Source organism: Achromobacter sp. ACRQX (assembly GCF_022346505.1).
Classification (GTDB): Bacteria; Pseudomonadota; Gammaproteobacteria; order Burkholderiales; family Burkholderiaceae_B; genus Achromobacter; species Achromobacter animicus.
This window is the reverse complement of the sequence record NZ_JAKRML010000007.1, coordinates 176,915-200,277: the sequence shown is the minus strand read 5'-3', so window position 1 is coordinate 200,277 and position 23,363 is coordinate 176,915. Positions and strand designations below refer to the sequence as shown.

Sequence of the window (23,363 nt, the reverse complement as noted above, 5' to 3'; positions counted from 1 at the left end):
GCTTGTGGCCGGACGCCTTTTTTTGGTGTGCGCGGTAAGGAGGGCCTCAGCCCTTCACGCGGACGATCTTCTGCACCTGCGGCACGTGCCGGATGGCGCGGATGACCTGGGCTAGATGCTTGCGGCTGTCGACCTGGATGGTCAGGTGCAGCGATACGGTGGACACGGCGTCGTCGTGCATCGTGACATGCATGATATTGGCGTCGGCGGCGGTAACTTCCGCTGCCAGCCGTCCCAACACGCCGCGTTCATTGCGCGTGACGATGTCCAGGCGCGTCGCCAGATGCTTGGCGGTCTGCGCGTCCCAGCCCACGTTGATCCACCGCTCGGGCTCACGCAGGCGCTGGCGCAACGCGACGGGGCAATCGGCCGTGTGCACCACCAGGCCGTGACCCATGCGCATTCCGGCCACGATGGGATCGCCGGGCAGCGGACCGCAGCAAGGCGCAAGCTGCACCGCCTGGCCTTCGTTGCCCTGGATCAGGATGGGGGCGCTGCGCGCCGAGGTCAGTTCGTCGACCGCGGCGGCCGTTGTGGCGACCAGTTGGTGCTCCGGCGCAAATCGGCGGGCAACCACCGCGGCAAGCCGCTTGCCCAGTCCGATGTCGGCCAAAATTTCCTCGCGCGAACTGGCGCCGGTGCTGCGCGCCAGCTTTTGCCAGCCCGGGTCGTCGGTGGCGGGCAAAGGCATGTGCAATTCCTGCATTGCCTGGGCCAGCAATCGTTCGCCGAAAGCCACCGACTCTTCGTACTTGACGGTACGCAGGTAGTGGCGGATTTCAGAACGCGCCCGGCCGGTGCGCACATAGTTCAGCCATTGCGCATTGGGGCGCGAGGCCGGCGACGTGACGATTTCCACGGTGTCGCCGCTGCTCAGTTCGGTGCGCAGCGGCACGAACTCGCCATTGACCTTGGCCGCGACGGCCTGATTGCCGATGTCGGTGTGAATCGCGTAGGCGAAGTCGACGGGCGTGGCGCCGCGGGGCAGCGAAATGATCTTGCCGCGCGGCGTAAAAACGTACACGGCGTCCGGGAACAGGTCGACCTTGACGTGTTCGAGGAATTCGCCTGAATCGCCGGTCTGGCTCTGGATGTCCAGCAGCGATTGCAGCCATTGGTGCGTGCGCTTCTGCAGGTCATTGAGCGTCAGGTCCGCGCCCTTGTATAGCCAATGCGAGGCGACGCCTTCCTCGGCGACGTGGTGCATGTCGCGCGTACGGAACTGGAACTCGACCGGCGTGCCGTAGGGGCCGACCAGCGTCGTGTGCAGGGACTGATAGCCGTTCACCTTGGGGATTGCGATGTAGTCCTTGAACTTGCCGGGCACCGGGCGGAACAGCTGATGCAGCGTCCCCAGCGCCAGATAGCACTCGGGCAGCGTGTGGACCACGATGCGGAAACCGTAGATGTCCAGCACGTCCGAGAAGGACTTTTTCTGGTCGACCATCTTGCGGTAGATGCCGAACAGCGTCTTTTCGCGGCCGCTGACTTCGGCCTCGATGCCGGCGGCGGGCAGGGCGGCCCGAACGGAGTCGGCGATCTTGGTGATGACCTCGCGGCGGTTGCCGCGCGCGGCCAGCACGGCCTTGTACAGCACCTGGTAGCGGTTCGGGTGCATCGCGGCAAAGCACAGGTCCTGCAGTTCGCGGAACAGCAGGTTCAGGCCGAGCCGATGCGCGATGGGCGCATAGATGTCCAAGGTTTCGCGGGCGATGCGGCGGCGCTTTTCGGGATTGACCGCGTCCAGCGTGCGCATATTGTGCAGCCGGTCGGCCAGCTTGATGAGGATGACGCGCACGTCGCGCGCCATCGCCAGCAGCATCTTGCGGAAGCTCTCTGCCTGTTGTTCGGCCTTGGTGGCGAAGTCCAGGCGGTCCAGCTTGGACAGGCCATCGACCAGCTCGGCGACTTCCGGACCGAATTTCTCGGCCAGCTCGTGCTTGGCGATGCCCTGGTCTTCCATCACGTCGTGCAGCAGGGCGGCAGACAGCGCGTTGACGTCGAGCTTCCAGCCCGCGCAGATTTCGGTGACGGCGATGGGATGAGAGATGTAGGGCGAGCCGCTGGCGCGGAACTGGCCCAGGTGCGCCTGGTCCGCAAAGCGATAGGCTTCGCGCACGCGCTCTACATCATTCTTGTCGAGATAGCTGCCGATGATTTCGGTCAGCGGCGCCAGCGAGGCGACCGGGGATCCGGTCGCGTCCGCCGCTTCTTGCGCGGCGACGGACGGTGGCGTGGGGGAATTCTTGTCTTTCTTGCCCGTGCGGCGCCCGAGACGGGAGCCGGCACGTAGTGCGGCAAGCAGACCAGATGAAGCGTACTTCAGCCCGGGAAAAGCCATGCTTGCAGCCCCCCGGAGCGTATCAGGTGGGAACTTTACGCAGCATTTCCACGCCGGTGAGTCCGCCAGCGATTTCGCGCAGGGCCGTGACCGTGGGCTTGTCCTTGCTGTCCAGGCGCGGGGCGTGGCCTTGCGCCAATTCACGGGCGCGGTAGGTCGCGGCCAGCGTGAGCTTGAAACGATTGGGGATTTGATTCAGACAGTCTTCGACAGTGATGCGAGCCATTAGGACACCTGGTGCTGATGGATGATGGGGAGAATGCGTTCGGCTCAGTGTTCGGCCGGGATGCCAAGTTGCGCAAACAACTCGGCGTGACGGGCGGCCTGAGACGAAAAACGCAGCCGTGCGGCGCTGACGATTTGGGTCAGCTCCGACAGGGCTACGCTAAATTCTTGATTAATAATAACATATTCGCATTCAGGCGCATGGGCGATTTCGCCGCCTGCGGCCATCAGCCGGCGGGCGATGACTTGGGGCTCGTCCTGGCCGCGCGCCTTGAGCCGGCTTTCGAGCTCGTCGATGGACGGCGGCAGCACGAAAATGCCGATCGCGCGCGGAAAACGCTGCTTCACCTGGCGCGCGCCTTGCCAGTCGATTTCCAGCAGCACGTCACGTCCCTGGCTGGTCGCCTCGTCGATGCGGTCGCGCGGCGTGCCGTAGAAATTGCCGTGGACTTCGGCCCATTCCAGCAGGTTCTGCGCTTCGCGCATGCGCTTGAAATCGTCGATCGACACGAACCGGTACTCGCGGCCGTCTTCTTCGCCGGGGCGGGGCGCGCGCGTCGTGCAGGAAATGGAAAGCAGGATGGAGGAGTCCTGGGCAAGCAGGGCCTTCACGAGGCTGGACTTGCCGGCGCCGCTGGGCGCGACGACCATGAAGACGTTTCCGGGAGTGGCGTGCATGAATGAATGTGACCGGCTGTGATGCTGAGACTCGAAGAATAGCAAATCGCGCGGTTGGCCGCGCGGTCCGGCAACGCGTGAAGCCATGCCGGGCGGACGTTGAACCCAGGCGGCCGGCCCGCCGTGTGCGGGGCACGACGGGCGGGTCATCCCTTTGGCGGGAATGTAGAAAGTGTGTCGCGCCTGGAACCTTCGCTTGCAGCATCCGTAAGACGATTCGGGTAGGATTTCGCGCATTCATAAGACGGAGAATCCGATGAACACGAACGAGATCGATCCGCCCCGCGTCGCCCTGGTCACGGGCGCCGGCACCGGCATTGGCCGCGCAGTCGCGCTGGAATTCCTGGCGCAGGGTTACCGGGTCGTGCTGGCGGGCCGCCGGCGTGAGCCCCTGGAAGCCACCCGGACGGCCGCCGGGGAAGACGGTCTGCGGGCACTCGTCGTGCCCACGGACGTATCCGACGAGCAGGCAGTCCGCGATCTCTTCGATACCGCCCAGCGCGAATACGGCCGCCTGGACGTGCTGTTCAACAACGCCGGGCGCGGCGCGCCGGCCGTGCCGATCGAGGAATTGCCGGTGGCCGTGTGGCGCGAAGTCGTCGACACCAACCTGACGGGCATGTTCCTGTGCGCGCAGGCTGCGATCCGCATCATGAAAGCGCAGAACCCGCGAGGCGGCCGCATCATCAACAACGGCTCGATTTCCTCGCACGCGCCGCGGCCGTTTTCCATTGCCTATACCGCCACCAAGCACGCGGTGACCGGGCTGACCAAGTCGATCTCCCTGGATTGCCGAGCGTACAACATTGCATGCGGCCAGATCGATATCGGCAACGCTGCCACGGAAATGACTGAGCGCATGGCTGCCGGCATCCTGCAGGCCGATGGCAGCACCAAGGTCGAACCGCGCATGGACGTTGCGCACGTGGCGCAGGCCGTGGCCGCAATGGCCCGTCTGCCGCTGGACGCCAACGTGCAATTCATGACGCTCATGGCCACCAACATGCCGTTCGTGGGTCGAGGCTGAACATTTCTTTCAGGAACGAAACCGCCGGCACGAGCGTGCCGGCGTTTTTGCGTTCATCCCCAGGCGCCCAGTGGGCGCCGTCCGCCGGCCTTGCGCTTAGCGTGAGGCCTGAGCAAGCAGTTGCTTGGGCGGGGTATCCAGATAGGCGCGGGCGCCCAGGTAACGTTTGGACCAGTAGGCCGTCTTCATGTCGTCGACGCGTACCTTGGTGCCGCGGCGGGGGGCATGAACGAACTTGTTCTGGCCAATATAGATGCCGACGTGCGAGGTGACGCCGCGTCCACGGGTGGCGAAGAACACCAGATCACCGGGGCGCAGTTCCTTCTTGGCGGACACGGTCTTGCCTTCGCTGCGCTGGGCGCGCGCGGTGCGCGGCAGCTCCAGGCCCGCGATTTCGCGGTAGACATACAGGACGAGCCCGCTGCAATCGAAGCCGTCGGCGTCATCGCCGCCCCAGCTGTAGGGCGTGCCGATGGCCTCCAGGCCGGCCTGCACGACGCGCTCGCGCAGCGTCAGGACGGTGGGCTCTTGCGCGAGGCTTAAGCCGCTGAGGGTGGGGCGGGCTTGTTCGGCGGCCAGCGAGGCTTGGGCGGCGCCAGGAATCCAGGAGAGCGTCAGGGCCAGCAGGGGCGCTGACAGAAATGCGGGCGTGCGGAATTGGGTAAAGCGAAACTTTCGCGTGGGCGGCGTCATTACGTCACTTCAGAAATCGGAGTGGGCGGCATGGCTTTGCCTATGAGGCAAGCCGGCGGAAAGGGGAGCGGTTTCCAGGCAGAAAGCAAGAAACGCCTCAAGATTATAGTGTAATAATGTTTCATTACATTTGTAGTGCAATGCAGCATAATCGCCGGCCTGTTGTTACTGTGCGCCCACCGCGCCACGTAACAGGCTCATCGGAAATCGCGTATCCGCGGGCCGTTGTGTGCGATAGCCACGACGGCGGCTCTGATGACATTTCATTGCCTAACGCCTCGGGCATAATCGACCGCATCGGCCCTCGGTATTGCCGTTGCGCAAAGCCGATGCCAAAAAAGACAGATAAGAAGGCGGAGTAAAGCTCAATGATGAACGCAGTACACCCTTTGTCGTCCATGAACCGGCCTGAGGCCCTGCCGTTTGAACCCTTCCAGGACGCGTTGTCCGCCGTAGACCGGCTGGCGGAAATCTATGCGCGCAATACGGCGTTCCTGCGTACCGCGTTTCGCGAGGTCTTGAAGGGCACGGGCAATGGCAGCGCGCGATTCCGCGCCTACTACCCGGCCATCCGCATCGTCGTCGAAACCTACGATCCCATCGACACCCGGCTTTCCTATGGCCACGTGGCCGAACCGGGTTACTACCAGACCACCATCACACAGCCGGTCCTGTTTCGCGATTACCTGATCGAGCAGATCGGCCAGTTGTTGCAGAACCATCGGGTGGCGGTCGAAGTGGGCGAGTCGGATTCCCCGATTCCGCTGCATTTCGCGTTTCCCGAGGGCGCCTACGTGGAAGGCGAGCACCTCGAGGCGCTCAAGCGCCCGCTGCGCGACCTGTTCGACGTGCCGGATCTGGCGGTCACCGACGACGCCATCGTGAACGGATCGTGGCGCGGCAAGGAAGGCGAACCCAAGCCGCTGGCGCCGTTTACCGCGCAGCGCGTGGATTATTCGCTGCACCGGCTGCAGCACTACACCTCGACGGCGCCCACGCACTTCCAGAATTTCGTGCTGTTCACCAACTACCAGTTCTATGTCGACGAGTTCTGCGCCCGGGCCCGCGCCCTGATGTCCAGCGGCAACGAAGACTACGAAATGCTGGTCGAGCCCGGCAACCGTATTACGCGCCGCGGCGAAAGCGGTCCGGGCGACGAGGCCCAGGCCGTGCGCTTGCCGCAGATGCCGGCTTACCACCTGGTGCGCGGCGATCACTCCGGCATCACGTTGGTCAACATCGGCGTCGGACCGTCGAACGCCAAGACGATCACCGACCACATCGCCGTGCTGCGTCCGCACGCGTGGCTGATGCTTGGCCATTGCGCCGGCCTGCGAGATTCCCAGCGCCTGGGCGACTACGTCCTGGCGCACGGCTATGTCCGTGAAGACCACGTGCTGGATGACGATCTGCCCACCTGGGTGCCCGTGCCGGCGTTGGCGGAAGTGCAGGTGGCGCTGGAGCAGGCGGTCGAAGAAGTGGCCGGGCTGTCCGGTTGGGACCTGAAGCGCATCATGCGTACGGGCACCGTGGCGACAATCGACAACCGCAACTGGGAATTGCGCGACCACGTCGATCTGGTGGAACGCTTTGCCCAGTCGCGCGCGATTGCGCTGGACATGGAATCGGCCACGATCGCGGCCAACGGATTCCGCTTCCGGGTGCCTTACGGCACCTTGCTGTGCGTGTCGGACAAGCCGCTGCACGGCGAACTGAAACTGCCCGGCATGGCGAGCGCCTTTTACCGGCGTCAGGTCAACCAGCATCTGGAAATCGGCATCCGGGCGCTTGAGCGGCTGCGCGACATGCCGCCGGAGCGGCTGCATTCGCGCAAGCTGCGCACGTTCATGGAAACGGCGTTTCAATAAGACGGCCGCTGCCGGGAGGCCTCCGGGGCGAATCCGTCCCCAGCTCCTGGCCATTTTTCATGTCGGGGCCGATTGCGCTATTCTCGCGCGTTGCTCGGTAATCCCAGGGCGTTCGCAGCGTATTGCGCGAGCGCCATCCAGACGTGAAGGAACGCATTTTGGCACCATCGGAACACGATGACCGTCGCTCAGGCGGCACGCGCAACGCGCAGGCGGACAGGCCGTCCGAATTGCGGCGCACGCTGTCGGCGCGCCACCTGACCATGATCGCGGTCGGCGGGTCCATCGGCACCGGACTCTTCGTGGCGTCGGGCGCGACCATCGCCAAGGCCGGCCCTGGCGGTGCGCTGCTGGGCTATGTGCTGATCGGCATCATGGTCTATTTCCTGATGACCAGCCTGGGCGAACTGGCGGCTGCCATGCCGGTGTCCGGCTCGTTCTCGACCTACGGCGCGCGCTATGTCGAAGACGGCTTCGGCTTCGCGCTCGGGTGGAACTATTGGTACAACTGGGCGGTGACGGTGGCGGTCGACCTGGTCGCGGCGCAGCTCGTCATGGCGTACTGGTTTCCCGATGTGCCCGGCTTCTATTGGAGCGCGCTGTTCCTGGCCATCACTTTCGGACTGAACGCCATGTCCGCCCGCGGGTTCGGCGAGGCCGAATTCTGGTTTGCGCTGATCAAGGTGATTGCGGTGCTGGCCTTCGTCACCATGGGCGTGATGATGCTGCTGGGCATCATCCGCGGCGGCGAGACGGGCGGGCTGGCCAACTGGACGGTGGGCGACGCGCCCTTCGCAGGCGGCTTTGCCGCGCTGATCGGCGTGGCGATGGTGGTGGGATTTTCGTTCCAGGGCACCGAACTGATCGGCATTGCCGCAGGAGAATCCAAGGATCCGGCCCGCAATCTGCCGCGCGCGGTGCGCCAGGTGTTCTGGCGCATTCTGCTGTTCTACGTGGCGGCGATCCTGGTCATCGGCCTCTTGATTCCCTATACCGATCCGCACCTGCTGCGCAACGATGTCGAGGACATCAGCGTCAGCCCGTTCGCGCTGATCTTCGAACGCGCGGGACTGTTGGGTGCGGCCTCCGTGATGAACGCCGTGGTGCTGACGTCGGTGCTGTCCGCCGGCAATTCGGGCATGTATGCGGCCACGCGCATGCTCTACAGCCTGGCGCGCGAAGGCAAGGCGCCGCGGATCTTCGGCCGGATTTCGCGTAGCGGCGTGCCCCTGTGGGCGCTGCTGGCCACCACCGTCGTCGCGGCGCTGTGCTTTTTCACCTTCCTCTTCAGTCCCAACGACGTCTATATCTGGCTGCTCAATACGTCGGGGATGACCGGGTTCATTGCGTGGCTGGGCATTGCCATCAGCCATTACCGGTTCCGGCGGGGTTACGTGAAGCAGGGCAACAGCCTGGCGGATCTGCCGTATGTGTCCCCGTTCTTCCCCTTCGGTCCGATCTTCGCGTTCGTGCTGTGCCTGATCATCACCTTGGGTCAGAACTACCAGGCGTTCCTGGAGGACAAGATCCAGTGGGGCGGCGTGGTCGCCACCTACATCGGCATTCCGCTCTTTTTGCTGATCTGGGCCGGCTACCGCCTGACGCGCGGATCGCGCTTTGTCAGCTACCGCGACATGCGTTTTCCGGACGCGCGCGCCCGTAGTGAATACCTGGATTCGGCCCTGCGGGGCGAGCCGGCGACGGGCGAGAGCCGCTAACAGGGTGGCCGGCAGGCGGGGGTAGCAACCCCCGCGGGCGCCGCGCCCCTTACTCGATGTTCTGCGCCTGCTCGCGCATCTGCTCGATCAGCAGCTTCAGGTCCATGGCGGCGCGGGTGACTTCCATGCTGCCGGCCTTGGAACCCAGCGTGTTGGCTTCACGGTTCATTTCCTGGAACAGGAAATCCAGGCGCTTGCCCGCGCTGCCGGCGTTCTTCTTGCCGGCCGCGGGCTTGCCGCCGCCGTCGGACAGCAGGTGACGCAGTTCTTCCAGGTGCGAACGCAGGCGGGACAGTTCCTCGGCCACGTCGATGCGCAGGGCAAAGAGGTTGGCTTCCTGCGACAGGCGTTCGGACAGTTCCGCGCCGGAAATGTGGGTGAATCCGCCGGGGAATGCGGATTCGACGCTTTCGCGCAGCTTGGCGGCCTGGCGCTCGCGGTGGTCAGCCAGCAATTGCGGCAGATGCGCCTGCACGATGTCCACGACGCGCGCGACGCCATCGGCGCATTCGCGCATCATGCCGGCCAGGCGTTCGCCTTCGCGCTCGCGGCCTTCCTGAAGCTGGGTCAGGGCCTGCTGCGCGGCTTGCAGGCACGCGGCGCCCCAGATCTGCGGGTCCAGGGCGTCGTTGCCGCGCTGGCCGGGCCAGTTGAACAGTTCGGCCAGACGCGGGGACGCGATGTCCGGAATGATGCGGCGCGCGGCCTGCAGCTGTTCGGCCAGGCTGTCGAGCCAGGCGGGATCCAGCTTGGACAGGTCGGCGTTGGCCGCACGGGTGAAGGACACGCGGATTTCGACCTTGCCGCGGGCCAGGTTGGTGGTCAGCAGCTCGCGCAGGGGCGTTTCCACGTGGCGCAGTTCGTCCGGAAGACGGAAATACAGGTCGAGAAAGCGGCTGTTGACGCTGCGCAGTTCTATGGCGAGAGTGCCTTGTTCTAAGTCTGCTCGGGCGTTGCCGAAGGCGGTCATGCTGCGGATCATGGTGTGCGTGTCCTGGTGATTCTTGGAATAGGAGCCGGTTGCGCCGGGGCCCGCGGCGCCCAGGTCCTGGGCAGCGGGTCTGTGTTTTCAACCGGATACATCGCGGCAGGATACTCCAAGCGAGATTGTCTTGTGACGCCTGCCCGTACAATGCCGCGAATCTAAGCCAAGTCTGGAGCCAGTTGTGACCACCATCCCCACGAATGTCCGGCCGTCGGGCCGCGCCGCCGACCAATTGCGTCCGTTTAGCCTGGAGCGTGGCTTTACGCGATACGCCGAAGGCTCCGTGCTGGTGAAGGCGGGCGACACCCATGTGCTTTGCACGGCAAGCGTCCTGGACAAGGTACCGCCTTTTCTGAAGGGCAAGGGCGAAGGCTGGGTAACGGCTGAATACGGCATGTTGCCGCGGGCCACGCACACGCGCGGCGACCGCGAGGCCGCGCGCGGCAAGCAGAGCGGCCGCACGCAGGAGATCCAGCGCCTGATCGGACGCAGTCTGCGGGCGGTGTTCGACATGAAGGCGCTGGGCGAACGCACGCTGCACCTTGATTGCGACGTGCTGCAGGCCGACGGCGGCACGCGCTGCGCCAGCATCACGGGCGCCTGGGTAGCGGCGGCCGACGCGGTGGGTCTGCTGATGAAACGTGGCGATCTGGCCACCAATCCGATCCGCGACGCCGTCGCTGCGGTGTCGGTGGGCTTGGTCAACGGCCAGGCGGTGCTGGATCTGGACTACCCGGAAGATTCGGCCTGCGACGCCGACGTGAACGTCATCATGACGGGCAGCGGCGCATTCGTGGAAGTGCAGGGCACGGGCGAGGGCGCGACGTTCACGCGGGCTGAGCTGGACACGATGCTGGTGCTGGCGGAAAACGGGATTGCCAACCTGGTGAAGGCCCAGCGCGCCGCGCTGGCGTGAGCTGTGTGGCGCCTGGTCCGTCGTGCGAACCCGGTGTCTGACACCCTTGTGAGATGACCGCCAGCTGATGGATGTGCCTGTAAGGTGTCAGGCACCTGCAGCAACTGACGGATGTGCCCGCAGGGTGTGAGACTTCTGCCGCAGACACTTGCAGCGTAGCCACAACGCAAAAAAAAGCCGCAGATGCGGCTTTTTTTTGTGCCTGAGTTTCAGGCATTCGCGAATTACTTCGGCAACAGCGCCTCCACCTTGCCCACTTTTTCAAGCCCCCAGATCGTCGCAATCAAACCGCGCAGTTCCTGTTCCGTCGCCGCGTCGGCGTACCGGCCCAGGCTGAGCGTCTTGTCCTCGATTTCCGGACGGCTGAGCGTGTTGCCCGGGTCGCCCTTGGGTTCGTCGACGCGGCCATGCAGCACGCGGCCGTCGCGGGTGTACACCGTAACCTTGCCGATCCAACGTTGCGGGTAGGCGCCGTCGACTTCGGGGTCGAGCGCCATTTCCACTTTCCCGCGGAAGGCGGCGACGCCCGGGTCGTCGAGGCCCGCGTCAAATTCCGCCAGACCGGCGCGGCCTTGTCGCGCGATCAGCGCCAGCACCGTGCCCATCGAAAACTTGGACTGGTGAACGGTCTGCGGATTCACCACTGGGCCAAGGACGTCGATGGCGCCCTGGTGGACGTGCGCCACGACGCGTTCGACGTCGTCCTCGGTCAGGTGGTTGTCGCGCAGCGCCTGCTGCAGCGCGTCGGCGGCCGGATGCGTGTGGCGGCACGAGGCATGGAACTTGAACGAGGTTTCGGCTAGCGCCCAGCGCTGTCCCAGGCGGTCGCACAGGCGGCTGGGGTCGGCGTCGGTGGACATGCCGGCCGCCATGCCCTGCGGGCCTTCCAGGATGTGGCGTGCGCCGGTGAACCCTTCGCGCGCCAGGTAGGCCGCGGTGATGCCGTCTGCGGCCGCCTTGGCAGTGTGCAATTGCTTGGAATCAGCGGCGTCGCGCAGGAATTCCCACAGCCCCGCGGCCTGCGTGCCGGCCGAGCCCAGCGCGTGCAGCATCTGCTCAGGGGACAGGCCCAGCAGCCGGCCGGTGGTGACCGCGGCGGCCAGCGTGCCTGCCGTGCCGGTCGTGTGGAAGATCTTGTAGTGCGAGCGGCCCAGAAACTCGCCGACCCGAATGCCGACCTCGTAGCCGGCCACGGCGGCGGTGAGCAGATCGCGGCCCGAGGAGCCCAGCGCCTGCGCCACGGCCAGGGCAGGCGGAAACACCACGGCCGCCGGGTGAAAGACCGAGCCGTTGTGCACGTCGTCCTGTTCCACCACGTGCGCGGCCGCCGCGTTGACCATGGCGGCAAAGAGCGGCGTGGTGCGGCGGCGGGTGATCAGGACTTCACTGGGACCATCCGCCGGCCCCATCGCGGCGGCATAGCGGTCGATCGCCTGGACCGCGCGGGCCGACGCGCCGGCCAGGATGGAGGCCAGGCAATCGAGCAGCAGGTCTTCGGCGCGGCGCAGCACCGGGGCGGGAATGTCTTCGTAGCGCAGGTTGGCGGCAAAGGCCGCGAGTTCGGCGCTCAGGTGCGGGGTGTCTTTGTCTGCGGTCATGTCGGAAGATGGCGTGTCAGAAGGAGCGGGGCAGGCCCAGGATGTGTTCGGCGACGTACGACAGGATCAGGTTGGTCGAGATGGGCGCCACCTGGTAAAGGCGCGTCTCGCGGAACTTGCGTTCGACGTCGTATTCATTGGCAAAGCCGAAGCCGCCATGGAACTGCAGGCAGGCGTTGGCGGCTTCCCAGGATGCGTCCGCCGCCAGCAGCTTGGCCATGTTGGCCTGGGCGCCGCAGGGCTCGTGGGCATCGAACAGCCGGCAGGCCTCGTAGCGCATCAGGCTGGCCGCTTCGACGTTGATGTGCGCGCGCGCAATGGGGAACTGCACGCCCTGGTTCTGGCCGATGGGGCGGCCGAACACCACGCGTTCCTTGGCGTAGGCGGTGACCTTGTCGACAAACCAGTAGCCGTCGCCGATGCACTCGGCGGCGATCAGCGTGCGCTCGGCGTTCAGGCCATCCAGGATGTACTTGAAACCCTTGCCTTCTTCGCCGATCAGGTTTTCTTCGGGGATTTCCAGGTTGTCGAAGAAGAGTTCGTTGGTCTCGTGGTTGACCATGTTGGGGATCGGGCGGATCGACATGCCGTGCTTGACCGCGTGGTGCAGGTCGACCAGGAAGATCGACATGCCTTCGGACTTGCGCGTGACCTGATCCAGCGGCGTGGTGCGCGCCAGCAGAATCATCAGGTCCGAATGCTGCACCCGAGAGATCCAGACCTTCTGCCCATTGATGACATAGCGGTCGCCGCGCTTGACGGCGGTGGTCTTTATCTTGGTGGTGTCGGTGCCGGTGGTGGGTTCGGTGACGCCCATCGACTGCAGGCGCAGTTCGCCGGCGGCGATGCGGGGCAGGTATTCGCGCTTCTGGGCTTCGGAGCCGTGGCGCAGCAGCGTGCCCATGTTGTACATCTGGCCGTGGCAGGCGCCGGAGTTGCCGCCGCTGCGGTTGATTTCTTCCATGATGACCGAGGCTTCGGTCAGCCCCAGGCCAGAGCCGCCGTATTCCTGCGGGATCAGCGCCGCCAGCCAGCCGGCTTCGGTGAGGGCGCGGACGAAGTCCTCGGGATAGCCGCGCTCTTCATCGACCTTGCGGAAATATTCGGAGGGGAATTGCGCGCAGAGGTCGCGCACGGCTTCGCGGATGTCCTGGTAGGCGTGGGAGGCTTGGTGCATGTGGCTGACTGTTCTATGTGAAGGAATGGTTCGGTACAGGATCGAATGTGCCGCAAGGGCGGCCAGGTGCCAATTCACGAATCATTAATACGGGGTTCCTGAACGCAAAAGCGCACCTTCATGACCGCTGTGCGTCATGTTTCCGCCAAGGTTGTGTCAAGAAATTGCCAAACTGCATCTCCATAATCCGTGGCACTGCCGCGAAGGCGGCCAAGGCTATACACGGATGGATATGCGGAAAAATCTGAGAGTCACGACGGCGCTATCGGCCATTCTTGCGTTGTTCGTCGTGCTGTTCGCTGTCGCTGCGGCGGCGGGTATCACGGTCTTGTGCGACAACCGCGCCGATATCGAGGCCCTGGGCCGGGGCAGCATCGAAAGGGCGAGTGATCTCGCGGATATGACCAGCCGGCTGTTTCAGGCGCGCGCGGCGCTGACCGACGCCAAGACGGCGATGGAAGGCGGGCTGGAAGACGCGCGCAACGCGTCGCTGGCCCAGGCCGATGGGCTGCTCAAGCAGGCCGCCGCCAGTCTGGCGCGCCTGCGCGCCAATCCCGACGACAGTGCCCAGGGCGCGCCGCTGTTCGGCCAGGTGCTGACGGCCTATGCCGCCTTTGCGGACCAGACGCTTGCGCCGATGAGCAAGGCGATCCAGGGCTGGAACGGCATCGAGGTCAACCGGCTGACGGACAAGGCGCTGCCCGCCAGTGGCGCGGGCTATGTGAAGCAGGTCGAGGCCTACCAAGCCTACGCCCGCGAACACGGGCAGGAGGCGGTGGCCGGCGCAAGCCGCACCCTGGAGCGTGTGATCGTGGTGGCGGCCGCCGTGCTGGGTTTCGTCCTGGTGCTGGCGATCCTGATCCGGCTGGGATTCCGCCGCAGCATCGTGCGGCCGCTGAACGAGGCGGGGGCGCACTTTGACCGCATCGCGGACGGCGATCTGACCGGCGCGATCACGCAGCGCGGCGACAACGAGATCGGCGTGCTGTATTCGGCCATGCGCCGGATGCAAACAGGGCTGTCGACCGCGGTCGCGTCGGTGCGCCTGGGCGTCGAAGAGATCCATACCGGCGCCGGCGAAATCGCGGCCGGCGGCGCGGACATGTCGGACCGCGCGGCCCGGCAGGCGGGCTCGCTGCAGGAAGCGTCGGCCAACATGACGCAGCTGGCGCACACCGTGCAAATGACCGCCGGCAACGCGGACCTGGCCAGCCGGCAAGCGGTCAGCGCGACGCAGTTGGCGCAGCGCGGCGGCCAGGCCGTCGACGAAGTGGTGCACAGCATGCAGGGCATCGCCGACAGCGCGCGGCGCATCGGCGAGATCGTGGGCGTGGTGGACAGCATTGCGTTCCAGACCAACATCCTGGCGCTCAACGCGGCCGTGGAAGCGGCGCGCGCGGGCGAGCAGGGCAAGGGCTTTGCCGTCGTGGCGGGGGAAGTGCGGTCGCTCGCGCAGCGCAGCGCCCAGGCGGCGCGCGAGATCAAGGGCCTGATCGAAGACTCGGCCGCGCGCGTGGATGCGGGGGTGCGTCACGTGAACCTGGCGGGCGACACCATGCGCGATATGGTGGCTTCCGTCGACCGTGTGACGCAGATCGTGAACGAGATTTCCAGCGCCACCGCCGAACAGGCGTCCGGTATTGCGTCGGTGAACGATGCGGTGGCCGATATCGAGCGGTCCACGCAGGAAACGGCCGCTATGGTCGAACAGACGGCGGCCGCTGCGGCGGCGCTCGAAGCCCAGGCGCAAGGACTGCGCCGGGCCGTGGCCAAATTCCAGATTGCAGAGGGCGCGCAGGCGGCGGCGCGCGAAGCCTCAGCCGGTGAGCTGCGGCAGGATGGCGCCCGTGTAGCGCTCGGCCACGAGCGACAGGTTCCCGTGCTTGACCTTGTGCTTGACATGGGCAGCCGCCGAGGCGATGTCCTCAGGGCGGATGCGCTCGCATAACGAGGGCGTGACGGTCAGGGCGCCCACGCCCAGCGTCACGAACGGAAAGAAGCGCGGCACGCCGTAACGGTCTTCGGCCTCGATGCCCCCGTTGCGGCGGCCCTGTTCGTCGTACAGGGCCATGGCGCCCTCGTTGAATTCGGCAATGATGCGCTCGATGCGCGTCATCCAGTCCGGACTGCGCAGCAGCACCACGAAGTCGTCGCCGCCCACATGCCCCACGAAATCGCGCTGCGGGTCGCAATGGCGTTTGATGACGTCGGCGGTCAGCATGATCATGTCGTCGCCGCGCCAGTAGCCGTAGACGTCGTTGAAGGGCTTGAAATTGTTCAGGTCCCCGTAGCAGATCGTGAAGTCCGCGGCGTCTTCCAGCAGCGTGGCAATGTGCCGGCTGATGGGGATATTGCCGGGCAGGGACGTCAGTGGATTGGCGTAGCGCGCCGCCTCGATACGCATCTCGGTCACCGAGCGCACCAGGGTTTCGCCCGTGGCCAGGCCGTCATAGCGGCCGTCGCGCGTGATGATCAGCCCGTCCATCAGGTAGCGCTGGTCCTCGGAAATCAGCACGTGACTCAGCTGGTCGATCGACACGTTCACGTCCACCAGCACCGGCTCGGCGTTCATGAAGGTCGAGCAGGCGTCGCGGCCGAAGAGCTCGCGCGTGTAGCGCTGCGCGTAGTGTTCGGAGAAGTCCCGCCGGTTGATGATGCCGACCGGCCGGTTGTCGGCATCGACCACTGCCACCGCGTGCAGGTTCTTGTGCTCGATGAAGAGGCGATGTACGTCGTCGTTGGTGTGCTTGGTCAGGAGCGCGGCGGGGGCCTCGACCCGCAGACTGATGGCCGTGCCGCCGGCGGCGCGCTGCGACACCGGCGCCGACGTGCGCGAGCGCAGCGAGTCGCGCAGGGGCGGGGTCAGTTCGGTCAGCAGGGTTTCGTCGGGCATCCCCAGGAACCAGCCCTGCGCGTAGCGGATGTCCAGCTCGCGCACGACGGCAAGGTCCTCGGCGGTTTCGATGCCTTCGGCGATGACCGACGTGCCCAGGTGCTGCGCCACCTTCAGGATGGCACGCACCATGTTCTGCTTGCGCTCGTCGTGGCCGATGCCGTCAAAGAAATAGCGGTCAATCTTGACCAGCTCGGGCTGGGTTTCGGCCCAGAGCTGCAGGTTGGAATTACCGACGCCGTAGTCGTCGAGCGCGATGCGCATGCCGGCCTCGCGCAGGCAGGCAAAGGCGTTGTGCAGTTCGCCCATGCGGTCCGACAGCGGATCCTGCTCGGTCAGTTCGACGACGATGCTGGCCGGTTCCAGCGCGCAGTCCTTAAGCAGCCTGCCTGGCATGTCGTGGCCCCAGAGGGTCCAGTAATGGAGCAGGGCGGAGCCGGACAGGTTCAGGAACAGCTTGCCCGCAGCGTCGTTCTGTTCGAACCCGCGTGCGCCCGCGCGGAAGCTGGCCAGTTCGAGCTGCGGGTGCAGCCCCTGGCGTCGCGCTTCGGCGAACAGGGCGTCGGGAAAGTGCAGGGGGGTGTCGGCGGGACCGCGGATGAGGCTTTCGTGGCCGTAGATGCGGCTGTGCGACAGGTCGACCACAGGCTGGAAGCGCGGCCGCAATAATCTTTGGCGCAGGATGCCAGCCAGGCTGGCGTGCGCGGGCGCGCCGCCGGGAGGATTGAGCGGAGCGCGGGCCGCGGCGGGCCGTGGCAAAGCGTGAATGGAGTTCATCGCCGGGGCATTGGGATACGATCAGTGACAAGATCGGTCATATTGACAACAAAATATGTCTGCGTTGTTGCGCCATGTCGTGACGTGCAATCTTCAGTCGCTGTTACATCCGTGTCAACAACGAATTCTCACGTACGTGGTACCCACGCCAATATCGTGGAATGCCCGCCCGCCGCCGGCCTCGCCCTATACAATCCGGCCTATGACTTCCCCCAAGATTCCCGACTCCCTGCGCCGTGTTGTCCTGGCGTCCAATAACGCCGGCAAGCTGCGCGAGTTTTCCGCCTTGTTCGCGCCGCTGGGCATCGAGCTGGTGCCGCAGGGCGACCTCGGCGTGCCGGAAGCCGAAGAGCCGCACGTCACGTTCGTGGAAAACGCGCTGGCCAAAGCCCGCCATGCCAGCCGCCTGACCGGATTGCCCGCGTTGGCGGACGACTCGGGCCTGTGCGTGGCCGCGCTGGACGGCGCGCCGGGCGTGTATTCGGCGCGCTATGCCAAGATGCACGGCGGCGAAAAGTCCGATGCAGCCAACAACGCACTGCTGGTGCGCAACCTGGCGTCCGTCGCCGACCGCAGCGCCTGGTATGTGGCGGTTCTGGCGCTGGTGCGTTCCGAGAACGACCCGCGTCCGCTGATCGGCGAAGGCCTGTGGCATGGCGAGATCATCGACGTGCCCGAAGGCGCCAACGGCTTTGGCTACGATCCGCACTTCTACCTGCCCGACATGGCGCTGACCGCTGCGTCGCTGGATCCCGATGAAAAGAACCGGGTCAGCCATCGCGCCCGGGCGCTGCGCGAGCTGCTCAGCAAGCTGAGCCACGCTTGACCACGGCGCCGCCAAGGCGCCAGGAATTTTTTCGCATGTCCATCACCATTCCCATCCGCAACGATATGGGCGCGACCAAGTCGCGCCTCGTTGTTCCCGCAGGCGCCACGCTGACCAGCCTGCCGCCGCTGTCGGTCTACGTCCACGTGCCATGGTGCGTGCGCAAGTGCCCGTACTGCGATTTCAACTCGCATGCCGCGCCGGGTGAAATTCCCGAACGCGCCTATCTGGATGCGCTGCGAAGCGACCTCGAACAGTCGCTGCCGTCCATCTGGGGCAGGCAGGTGATTTCCGTCTTTATCGGCGGCGGCACGCCCAGCCTGTTGTCGGCGGCCGGCCTGGACGAGCTGCTGGCAATGCTGCGGGCGTACCTGAACCTGTGGCCTGATGCCGAAATCACGATGGAAGCCAACCCCGGCACGGCCGAGGCGGGGCGCTTTCGTGACTATGCGGCCAGCGGCGTCACGCGGTTTTCGCTGGGCATCCAGAGCTTTGACGATGTGCAGTTGAAGAAGCTGGGCCGCATTCACGATGCCAGCCAGGCGCGCGCGGCCATCGAGATGGCGCAGCAGGCGGCGGCCCGGGTCAATCTGGACATGATGTTCGCCTTGCCCGGGCAGACGCTGGAAGCCTGTACGGCCGATCTGCGGCAGGCGATTTCGTTCGGCACCGAGCACCTGTCGCTGTATCACCTGACGATGGAACCGAATACGGTCTTCGCGAAGTTTCCCCCCGAAGATCTGCCGGATGACGACACCAGCGCCGCCATGCAGGACGCGGTGGAAGCCGAGCTGGCGGCGGCGGGACTTGCGCGCTACGAAGTATCGGCCTACGCCAAACCGGGCGCCCGCTGCCGCCACAACATGAATTACTGGGAGTTCGGAGACTACCTGGGCATCGGCCCCGGCGCGCACGGCAAGCTCTCGTTTCATGACCGCATCGTGCGCGAAGCGCGGCTGCGCAGTCCGGATTCGTGGATGCAGGCCGCCATGGCGCGCGACGGCAGCCATCTGGCCGAGAGCCGGCAGGTCGGGCCGGACGAACTGCCGTTCGAGTTCATGCTCAACGCCCTGCGCCTGAAGGACGGCGTGGCCGCCACGGCGTTCAACGAACGCACCGGTTTGTCGCTTGCCGTCATTGCGCACCAATTGGAGGCAGCGTCGAAACGGGGCCTGCTCGACGCCGATCCCACGCGCCTGCGCGCGACGCCCCTGGGCTGGCGCTTCCTCAATGACCTTCAGGAAATGTTCCTGTAAGGTGCAAGCACCAAGATGGGGCGATCACGCCCCATCTTTTGCACCACGATGGTGCTACATTGCCCCAAGACTGACGTGCCTCCCCCCGGGAATACCGGGGCTAAACCTGGCACGCTTATTGCTTCCCTCTTTTATGCCAGTCGACGGGCAAAGCCCTCGACCCTTTTATCTAATGGAGATGACATGGCAAGCCCGAAAGACGTCCTGAAACAGATCGCCGATAACGAAGTGAAATTCGTGGATTTCCGCTTTACCGATACGGTTGGCCGTGAGCACCACGTTTCCGTGCCCACCACCGCTATCGATGAAGACAAGCTGGAAAGCGGGCAGGCTTTCGACGGTTCGTCGATCCCGGGCTGGAAGGGCATCGAAGCCTCCGACATGCTCCTCATCCCCGACTGCGCCACCGCCAACCTGGATCCGTTCCGCGAAGAGCCGACCCTGATCCTGTCGTGCGACGTGGTCGAACCGTCGGACCTGAAGGGCTATGACCGCGACCCGCGCTCGCTGGCCAAGCGCGCTGAAGCCTACCTGAAGTCCTCCGGCCTGGGCGACACCGCCTACTTCGGTCCGGAACCCGAATTCTTCGTGTTCGACGGCGTGACCTGGAACACCGACATGTCGGGCACGTTCGTCAAGATCAAGTCCGAAGAAGCCCCGTGGTCGACCGGCCTGGAATTCGAAGGCGGCAACACCGGCCACCGTCCGGGCGTGAAGGGCGGCTACTTCCCCGTTCCGCCGGTCGATTCGTTCCAGGATATGCGTTCGGAAATGTGCCTGCTGATGGAACAGATGGGCGTGCCGGTTGAAGTGCACCACCACGAAGTGGCTGCTCCCGGCCAGCTCGAAATCGGCACCAAGTTCAGCACGCTGGTGCAGCGCGCCGACTGGACCCAGATCGTCAAGTACGTCGTGCACAACGTGGCCCATGCCTACGGCAAGACCGCCACGTTCATGCCCAAGCCCATCGTTGGTGACAACGGCTCCGGCATGCACGTCCACCAGTCCATCTGGAAGGACGGCCAGAACCTGTTTGCGGGCAACGGCTACGCCGGCCTGTCCGAATTCGCCCTGTACTACATCGGCGGCATCATCAAGCACGCCAAGGCCCTGAACGCCATCACCAACCCGGGCACGAACTCGTACAAGCGTCTGGTCCCGCACTTCGAAGCGCCCGTGAAGCTGGCCTACTCGGCCCGCAACCGTTCGGCTTCGATCCGTATTCCGTACGTCGGCAACCCGAAGGGCCGCCGCGTCGAAGCGCGCTTCCCGGACCCCCTGGCCAACCCGTACCTGGCTTTCTCGGCCCTGATGATGGCCGGCCTGGACGGCGTCCAGAACAAGATCCACCCGGGCGATCCGGCCGACAAGAACCTGTACGACCTGCCGCCGGAAGAAGACGCGAAGATCCCGACCGTCTGCGCCTCGCTGGAAGAAGCGCTGGAATCCCTGGACAAGGATCGCGAGTTCCTGACCCGTGGCGGCGTGTTCAGCAACGACATGATCAACGCCTACATCGACCTGAAGATGGCCGATGTGACGCGTCTGCGCATGACGACGCACCCGGTCGAATTCGACATGTACTACAGCCTCTGATGGTTTGAGGCCGTGGCTGGGGGGAGCGCGATGAGGTAGGCAGAAGCACGGCTTACACACCACGCGCACCACCAGGTAGCCGCCCGACGAATTGCCCGCCCGGCCCCGCGCCGGCGGGCAGGGCGCCGGGTTGGCGCGCCCGTCGCGGACGCGTTCCGCTTTCCCCTGTCCATTCGGGTACGTTGAAAATGAATGTTGAAGCTCTCGATCTGCTAGCCACGTCAGTCTTCCTGGTCAACGAGCGCGGCCACATCGAATACGCCAACGCCGCCGCCGAGGACCTGTTCGGCCGCTCGCGCAAGCAACTGGGCGGGCATTCCGCCGCCACCCTGTTCGACAATCCCGAGAATATCCAGTCATCCATCGACCGCGCCGCGGGCGGCAGGTACGCCGACGTGAGGCAACTGGCCTCGTTGCGCCGCGCCGCCGAATCCGTGGAAGTCGCCGTGACCACCGTGGGACTGACCGGCCAGCGTTGGCCGGTGCTGATCGAAACCCGCGAAATCGAGCAGCGCGTGCTGGCCGACCGCAACCACCGGCTGGTGGACGAGATCGAAGCCCACCGCGAACTGCTGCGCAACCTGGCGCATGAAGTCAAGAATCCCCTGGGCGGGCTGCGCGGCGCCGCGCAGTTGCTGGAAGCCGAGCTGCCCAGCGCAGCCCTGGCCGAATACACCCAGGTCATCATCTCCGAAGCCGACCGCCTGCAGGCGCTGGTGGACCGCCTGAGCGGCCCGCAACGTGTGCCGCTCAATGCGCGGCCGGTGAACATCCATGAAATCTGTGAGCGCGTCTGCGCGCTGATCCAGGCCGAGTTCCGCAACGACGTCACGATCCAGCGCGACTACGACGCCTCGGTGCCGGACCTGAAGGGCGACGCCGCCCGCCTGATGCAGGCCGTGCTCAACGTGGCGCGCAACGCCGCGCAGGAACTGGTGGCGCGTCCGCAAGGCCCGCAGACCGAACCCGGCGTGGTGACGCTGCGCACCCGCGTAGCGCGGCAGGTCATGCTGGCGCACCGGCAGCACCGCCTGGCGCTCGTGCTGTCCATCATCGACAACGGTCCGGGCGTGCCGGACCACATCCGTGACCGCATCTTCCACCCGCTGGTCACGGCCAGGGCTGGCGGTACCGGCCTGGGCTTGAGCCTGGCGCAGGACTTCGTGCAACAGCACGGCGGCATCATCGAATTTGAATCCCGACCGGGGCGCACCGAGTTTCGCCTGGTCCTCCCGATGGAGCCCGCAAACTGATGAAACCCGTATGGATCGTCGACGACGACCAGGCCATCCGCTGGGTCCTCGAAAAGGCCCTGGCCCGCGCTGGCGTCACCACCCGCAGTTTTTCCCAATCGGCCGACGTGCTCGAGGCGCTTTCGCGTGAAACGCCCGTGGCGCTGGTGTCGGATATCCGCATGCCCGGCGGCAACGGCCTCGAGCTGTTGCGCCAGCTGAAAGAGCGGCATCCCGGTCTGCCGGTCATCGTGATGACCGCGTTTGCGGATCTGGACAGCACCGTTTCCGCCTTCCAGGGCGGCGCGTTCGATTACCTGGCCAAGCCGTTCGACGTGAACGAGGCCGTCGCGCTGATCCAGCGCGCCATGCAGGAATCGGCGCAACCCGAAAGCCCGGACGGGCAGGGCGAAGCGGCGCAGAACAACGAGCGCTGGATGATGACGCAATCGTCGTCCACCGCCATGCAGGAAGTCTTTCGCGCGATCGGCCGGCTGGCGCAGTCCAAGGTCACCGTCCTGATCACCGGCGAATCCGGCACGGGCAAGGAACTGGTGGCCCGCGCGCTGCACGGCCACGGCGTGCGCGCCAGCGGCCCGTTCGTGGCGCTGAACGCCGCGGCCATCCCGCGTGACCTGCTGGAGGCCGAACTGTTCGGCCACGAGCGCGGCGCGTTTACCGGCGCCAACAATCTGCGCCGCGGACGCTTCGAAGAGGCGCACGGCGGCACGTTGTTCCTGGACGAAATCGGCGACATGCCGATCGAGTTGCAGACGCGACTGCTACGCGTGCTGGCCGAGGGCAGCTTTTACCGCGTCGGCGGCGCGCAGCCCGTGCGCGTGGACGTGCGCATTGTGGCCGCCACGCACCAGCCGCTGGAGCAGCGGGTCGAGCAGGGCCTCTTCCGCGAAGACCTGTTTCACCGCCTGAACGTGATCCGCCTGCGGCTGCCGCCGCTGCGCGAGCGGGTTGAGGATATTCCCGCGCTGGCTCAGCACTTCCTGACCGCCAGTGCGCGCACGCTGGGCGTGCCCGTCAAGCGGCTGACGCCCGAGGCGCTGGCCGTGCTGACCAAGTTCGACTTCCCGGGCAACGTGCGCCAGCTGGAAAACTTCTGCCACTGGCTGACGGTGATGGCGCCGGGCCAGACAGTGGATCGTATCGACCTGCCGCCTGAAATCCGGGCCATGGAACATCAGCCGCAGCCCGGGTCCGCACCCATGCGGCCCGCAACGCCGACGGCTGGCGTGGGTACGGTGGTGCAGTCGGGCGCCTACGCTGCGGAACCGGCTGAGGACGGCGCGCCGCGCAATTGGCAGGATTCGCTGCTGCGCGATGCGCAGTACCGGCTGGAGCGCGGCGAACCCGCAGTCATGGCGACACTGACGCGCCAGTTCGAAAAGATCCTGCTGCAAAGCGCGCTGGATGCCAGTCGGGGTCGTCGCGTGGAAGCCGCCTCGCGCCTGGGGATCGGCCGCAACACCATCACGCGCAAGCTGCGCGAGCTGGGTATCGAAGACGAGTAACCGATCCGGCGCCGGCCCGGCAGTGGGCCGG

Annotated in this window: 17 protein-coding genes and 1 pseudogene; 10 read left to right on the top strand and 8 right to left on the bottom strand. The window is 65.6% G+C overall.

Annotation, left to right across the window (positions count from 1 at the left end):
* Positions 1 to 46: 46 nt before the first annotated feature.
* The 3 genes from MHZ91_RS09355 to gmk are packed head-to-tail and all read right to left on the bottom strand — an operon-like array spanning position 47 to position 3,244.
* Positions 47 to 2,341 carry a bifunctional (p)ppGpp synthetase/guanosine-3',5'-bis(diphosphate) 3'-pyrophosphohydrolase gene (locus MHZ91_RS09355; protein WP_175121676.1) on the bottom strand — a complete coding sequence of 765 codons (2,295 nt, stop codon included), beginning with the start codon at positions 2,339 to 2,341 and terminating at the stop codon, positions 47 to 49.
* A gap of 22 nt (positions 2,342 to 2,363) precedes the next feature.
* Positions 2,364 to 2,567, bottom strand: coding sequence for a DNA-directed RNA polymerase subunit omega (rpoZ, locus tag MHZ91_RS09350; protein WP_006219679.1), 204 nt, complete (start codon positions 2,565 to 2,567; stop codon positions 2,364 to 2,366).
* Positions 2,568 to 2,611: 44 nt separating this feature from the next.
* Positions 2,612 to 3,244: a guanylate kinase gene (gene gmk / locus MHZ91_RS09345; RefSeq protein ID WP_175121675.1), complete on the bottom strand. Its 633-nt coding sequence runs from the start codon at positions 3,242 to 3,244 to the stop codon at positions 2,612 to 2,614.
* A gap of 256 nt (positions 3,245 to 3,500) precedes the next feature.
* Here gmk and MHZ91_RS09340 point away from each other — a divergent pair, with 256 nt between their 5' ends.
* Positions 3,501 to 4,271, top strand: coding sequence for an SDR family oxidoreductase (locus MHZ91_RS09340; protein WP_175121674.1), 771 nt, complete (start codon positions 3,501 to 3,503; stop codon positions 4,269 to 4,271).
* A gap of 96 nt (positions 4,272 to 4,367) precedes the next feature.
* On the opposite strand, the gene MHZ91_RS09335 is transcribed toward MHZ91_RS09340, so the two are convergent.
* The gene (locus MHZ91_RS09335; RefSeq protein WP_175121673.1) at positions 4,368 to 4,964 is read right to left on the bottom strand and encodes a C40 family peptidase; all 597 of its coding nucleotides are present in this window, start codon (positions 4,962 to 4,964) and stop codon (positions 4,368 to 4,370) included.
* Positions 4,965 to 5,332: 368 nt separating this feature from the next.
* Between MHZ91_RS09335 and MHZ91_RS09330 the strand changes: the two genes are divergently transcribed.
* Together MHZ91_RS09330 and MHZ91_RS09325 are read left to right on the top strand one after the other, a co-directional pair.
* A complete protein-coding gene (locus tag MHZ91_RS09330) occupies positions 5,333 to 6,832 on the top strand; it encodes an AMP nucleosidase (RefSeq protein WP_370633028.1) in 1,500 nt (499 codons plus the stop codon).
* Between the two features lie 158 nt (positions 6,833 to 6,990).
* Positions 6,991 to 8,550 (top strand): amino acid permease, encoded by a 1,560-nt coding sequence (locus tag MHZ91_RS09325; protein WP_175121672.1) that lies wholly within the window; start codon positions 6,991 to 6,993, stop codon positions 8,548 to 8,550.
* A 49-nt stretch (positions 8,551 to 8,599) separates the two neighbouring features.
* Here the strand turns inward: MHZ91_RS09325 and MHZ91_RS09320 are convergent, their stop codons facing one another.
* Positions 8,600 to 9,532 (bottom strand): YicC/YloC family endoribonuclease, encoded by a 933-nt coding sequence (locus MHZ91_RS09320; RefSeq protein ID WP_175121671.1) that lies wholly within the window; start codon positions 9,530 to 9,532, stop codon positions 8,600 to 8,602.
* A gap of 184 nt (positions 9,533 to 9,716) precedes the next feature.
* Here MHZ91_RS09320 and rph point away from each other — a divergent pair, with 184 nt between their 5' ends.
* On the top strand, positions 9,717 to 10,451 hold the full coding sequence (gene rph, locus MHZ91_RS09315) for a ribonuclease PH (RefSeq protein ID WP_175136609.1): 735 nt from the start codon (positions 9,717 to 9,719) through the stop codon (positions 10,449 to 10,451).
* Positions 10,452 to 10,675: 224 nt separating this feature from the next.
* Here the strand turns inward: rph and MHZ91_RS09310 are convergent, their stop codons facing one another.
* Together MHZ91_RS09310 and MHZ91_RS09305 are read right to left on the bottom strand one after the other, a co-directional pair.
* Positions 10,676 to 12,049, bottom strand: coding sequence for an MmgE/PrpD family protein (locus tag MHZ91_RS09310; protein ID WP_175121669.1), 1,374 nt, complete (start codon positions 12,047 to 12,049; stop codon positions 10,676 to 10,678).
* Between the two features lie 16 nt (positions 12,050 to 12,065).
* Positions 12,066 to 13,226 carry an acyl-CoA dehydrogenase family protein gene (locus MHZ91_RS09305; protein ID WP_105238791.1) on the bottom strand — a complete coding sequence of 387 codons (1,161 nt, stop codon included), beginning with the start codon at positions 13,224 to 13,226 and terminating at the stop codon, positions 12,066 to 12,068.
* 136 nt (positions 13,227 to 13,362) lie between these two features.
* Here MHZ91_RS09305 and MHZ91_RS09300 point away from each other — a divergent pair.
* Positions 13,363 to 14,892 (top strand): annotated as a pseudogene (locus tag MHZ91_RS09300) (methyl-accepting chemotaxis protein); the annotation flags it as partial.
* A 150-nt stretch (positions 14,893 to 15,042) separates the two neighbouring features.
* Here MHZ91_RS09300 and MHZ91_RS09295 read toward each other — a convergent pair.
* Positions 15,043 to 16,896, bottom strand: coding sequence for an EAL domain-containing protein (locus MHZ91_RS09295; protein WP_239213415.1), 1,854 nt, complete (start codon positions 16,894 to 16,896; stop codon positions 15,043 to 15,045).
* Between the two features lie 202 nt (positions 16,897 to 17,098).
* On the opposite strand from MHZ91_RS09295, the gene rdgB reads away from it, so the two are divergent.
* From rdgB to ntrC, 5 genes are all read left to right on the top strand, one after another.
* Positions 17,099 to 17,722, top strand: a complete 624-nt coding sequence (gene rdgB, locus MHZ91_RS09290) for an RdgB/HAM1 family non-canonical purine NTP pyrophosphatase (protein WP_175136607.1) — start codon at positions 17,099 to 17,101, stop codon at positions 17,720 to 17,722.
* Between the two features lie 35 nt (positions 17,723 to 17,757).
* A complete protein-coding gene (gene hemW / locus MHZ91_RS09285) occupies positions 17,758 to 18,978 on the top strand; it encodes a radical SAM family heme chaperone HemW (protein WP_239213414.1) in 1,221 nt (406 codons plus the stop codon).
* A 183-nt stretch (positions 18,979 to 19,161) separates the two neighbouring features.
* Positions 19,162 to 20,574 carry a type I glutamate--ammonia ligase gene (gene glnA, locus MHZ91_RS09280; RefSeq protein WP_175136605.1) on the top strand — a complete coding sequence of 471 codons (1,413 nt, stop codon included), beginning with the start codon at positions 19,162 to 19,164 and terminating at the stop codon, positions 20,572 to 20,574.
* Positions 20,575 to 20,762: 188 nt separating this feature from the next.
* On the top strand, positions 20,763 to 21,827 hold the full coding sequence (glnL, locus tag MHZ91_RS09275) for a nitrogen regulation protein NR(II) (RefSeq protein WP_056560977.1): 1,065 nt from the start codon (positions 20,763 to 20,765) through the stop codon (positions 21,825 to 21,827).
* Positions 21,827 to 23,332, top strand: coding sequence for a nitrogen regulation protein NR(I) (gene ntrC, locus MHZ91_RS09270; RefSeq protein WP_239213413.1), 1,506 nt, complete (start codon positions 21,827 to 21,829; stop codon positions 23,330 to 23,332). The genes glnL and ntrC overlap by 1 nt, the downstream gene beginning before the upstream one ends.
* Positions 23,333 to 23,363: the final 31 nt, after the last annotated feature.

Bases quoted from the DNA above. Each gene is read 5' to 3' on its own strand.
- glnL (WP_056560977.1), top strand. From the start codon at position 20,763: ATGAATGTTGAAGCTCTCGATCTGCTAGCCACGTCAGTCTTCCTGGTC.
- gmk (WP_175121675.1), bottom strand. From the start codon at position 3,244: ATGCACGCCACTCCCGGAAACGTCTTCATGGTCGTCGCGCCCAGCGGC.
- rdgB (WP_175136607.1), top strand. From the start codon at position 17,099: ATGACTTCCCCCAAGATTCCCGACTCCCTGCGCCGTGTTGTCCTGGCG.
- MHZ91_RS09355 (WP_175121676.1), bottom strand. From the start codon at position 2,341: ATGGCTTTTCCCGGGCTGAAGTACGCTTCATCTGGTCTGCTTGCCGCA.
- MHZ91_RS09310 (WP_175121669.1), bottom strand. From the start codon at position 12,049: ATGACCGCAGACAAAGACACCCCGCACCTGAGCGCCGAACTCGCGGCC.
- glnA (WP_175136605.1), top strand. From the start codon at position 19,162: ATGGCAAGCCCGAAAGACGTCCTGAAACAGATCGCCGATAACGAAGTG.
- MHZ91_RS09295 (WP_239213415.1), bottom strand. From the start codon at position 16,896: ATGAACTCCATTCACGCTTTGCCACGGCCCGCCGCGGCCCGCGCTCCG.
- rpoZ (WP_006219679.1), bottom strand. From the start codon at position 2,567: ATGGCTCGCATCACTGTCGAAGACTGTCTGAATCAAATCCCCAATCGT.
- MHZ91_RS09335 (WP_175121673.1), bottom strand. From the start codon at position 4,964: ATGACGCCGCCCACGCGAAAGTTTCGCTTTACCCAATTCCGCACGCCC.
- MHZ91_RS09320 (WP_175121671.1), bottom strand. From the start codon at position 9,532: ATGATCCGCAGCATGACCGCCTTCGGCAACGCCCGAGCAGACTTAGAA.
- MHZ91_RS09330 (WP_370633028.1), top strand. From the start codon at position 5,333: ATGATGAACGCAGTACACCCTTTGTCGTCCATGAACCGGCCTGAGGCC.
- ntrC (WP_239213413.1), top strand. From the start codon at position 21,827: ATGAAACCCGTATGGATCGTCGACGACGACCAGGCCATCCGCTGGGTC.
- MHZ91_RS09340 (WP_175121674.1), top strand. From the start codon at position 3,501: ATGAACACGAACGAGATCGATCCGCCCCGCGTCGCCCTGGTCACGGGC.
- hemW (WP_239213414.1), top strand. From the start codon at position 17,758: ATGTCCATCACCATTCCCATCCGCAACGATATGGGCGCGACCAAGTCG.
- MHZ91_RS09305 (WP_105238791.1), bottom strand. From the start codon at position 13,226: ATGCACCAAGCCTCCCACGCCTACCAGGACATCCGCGAAGCCGTGCGC.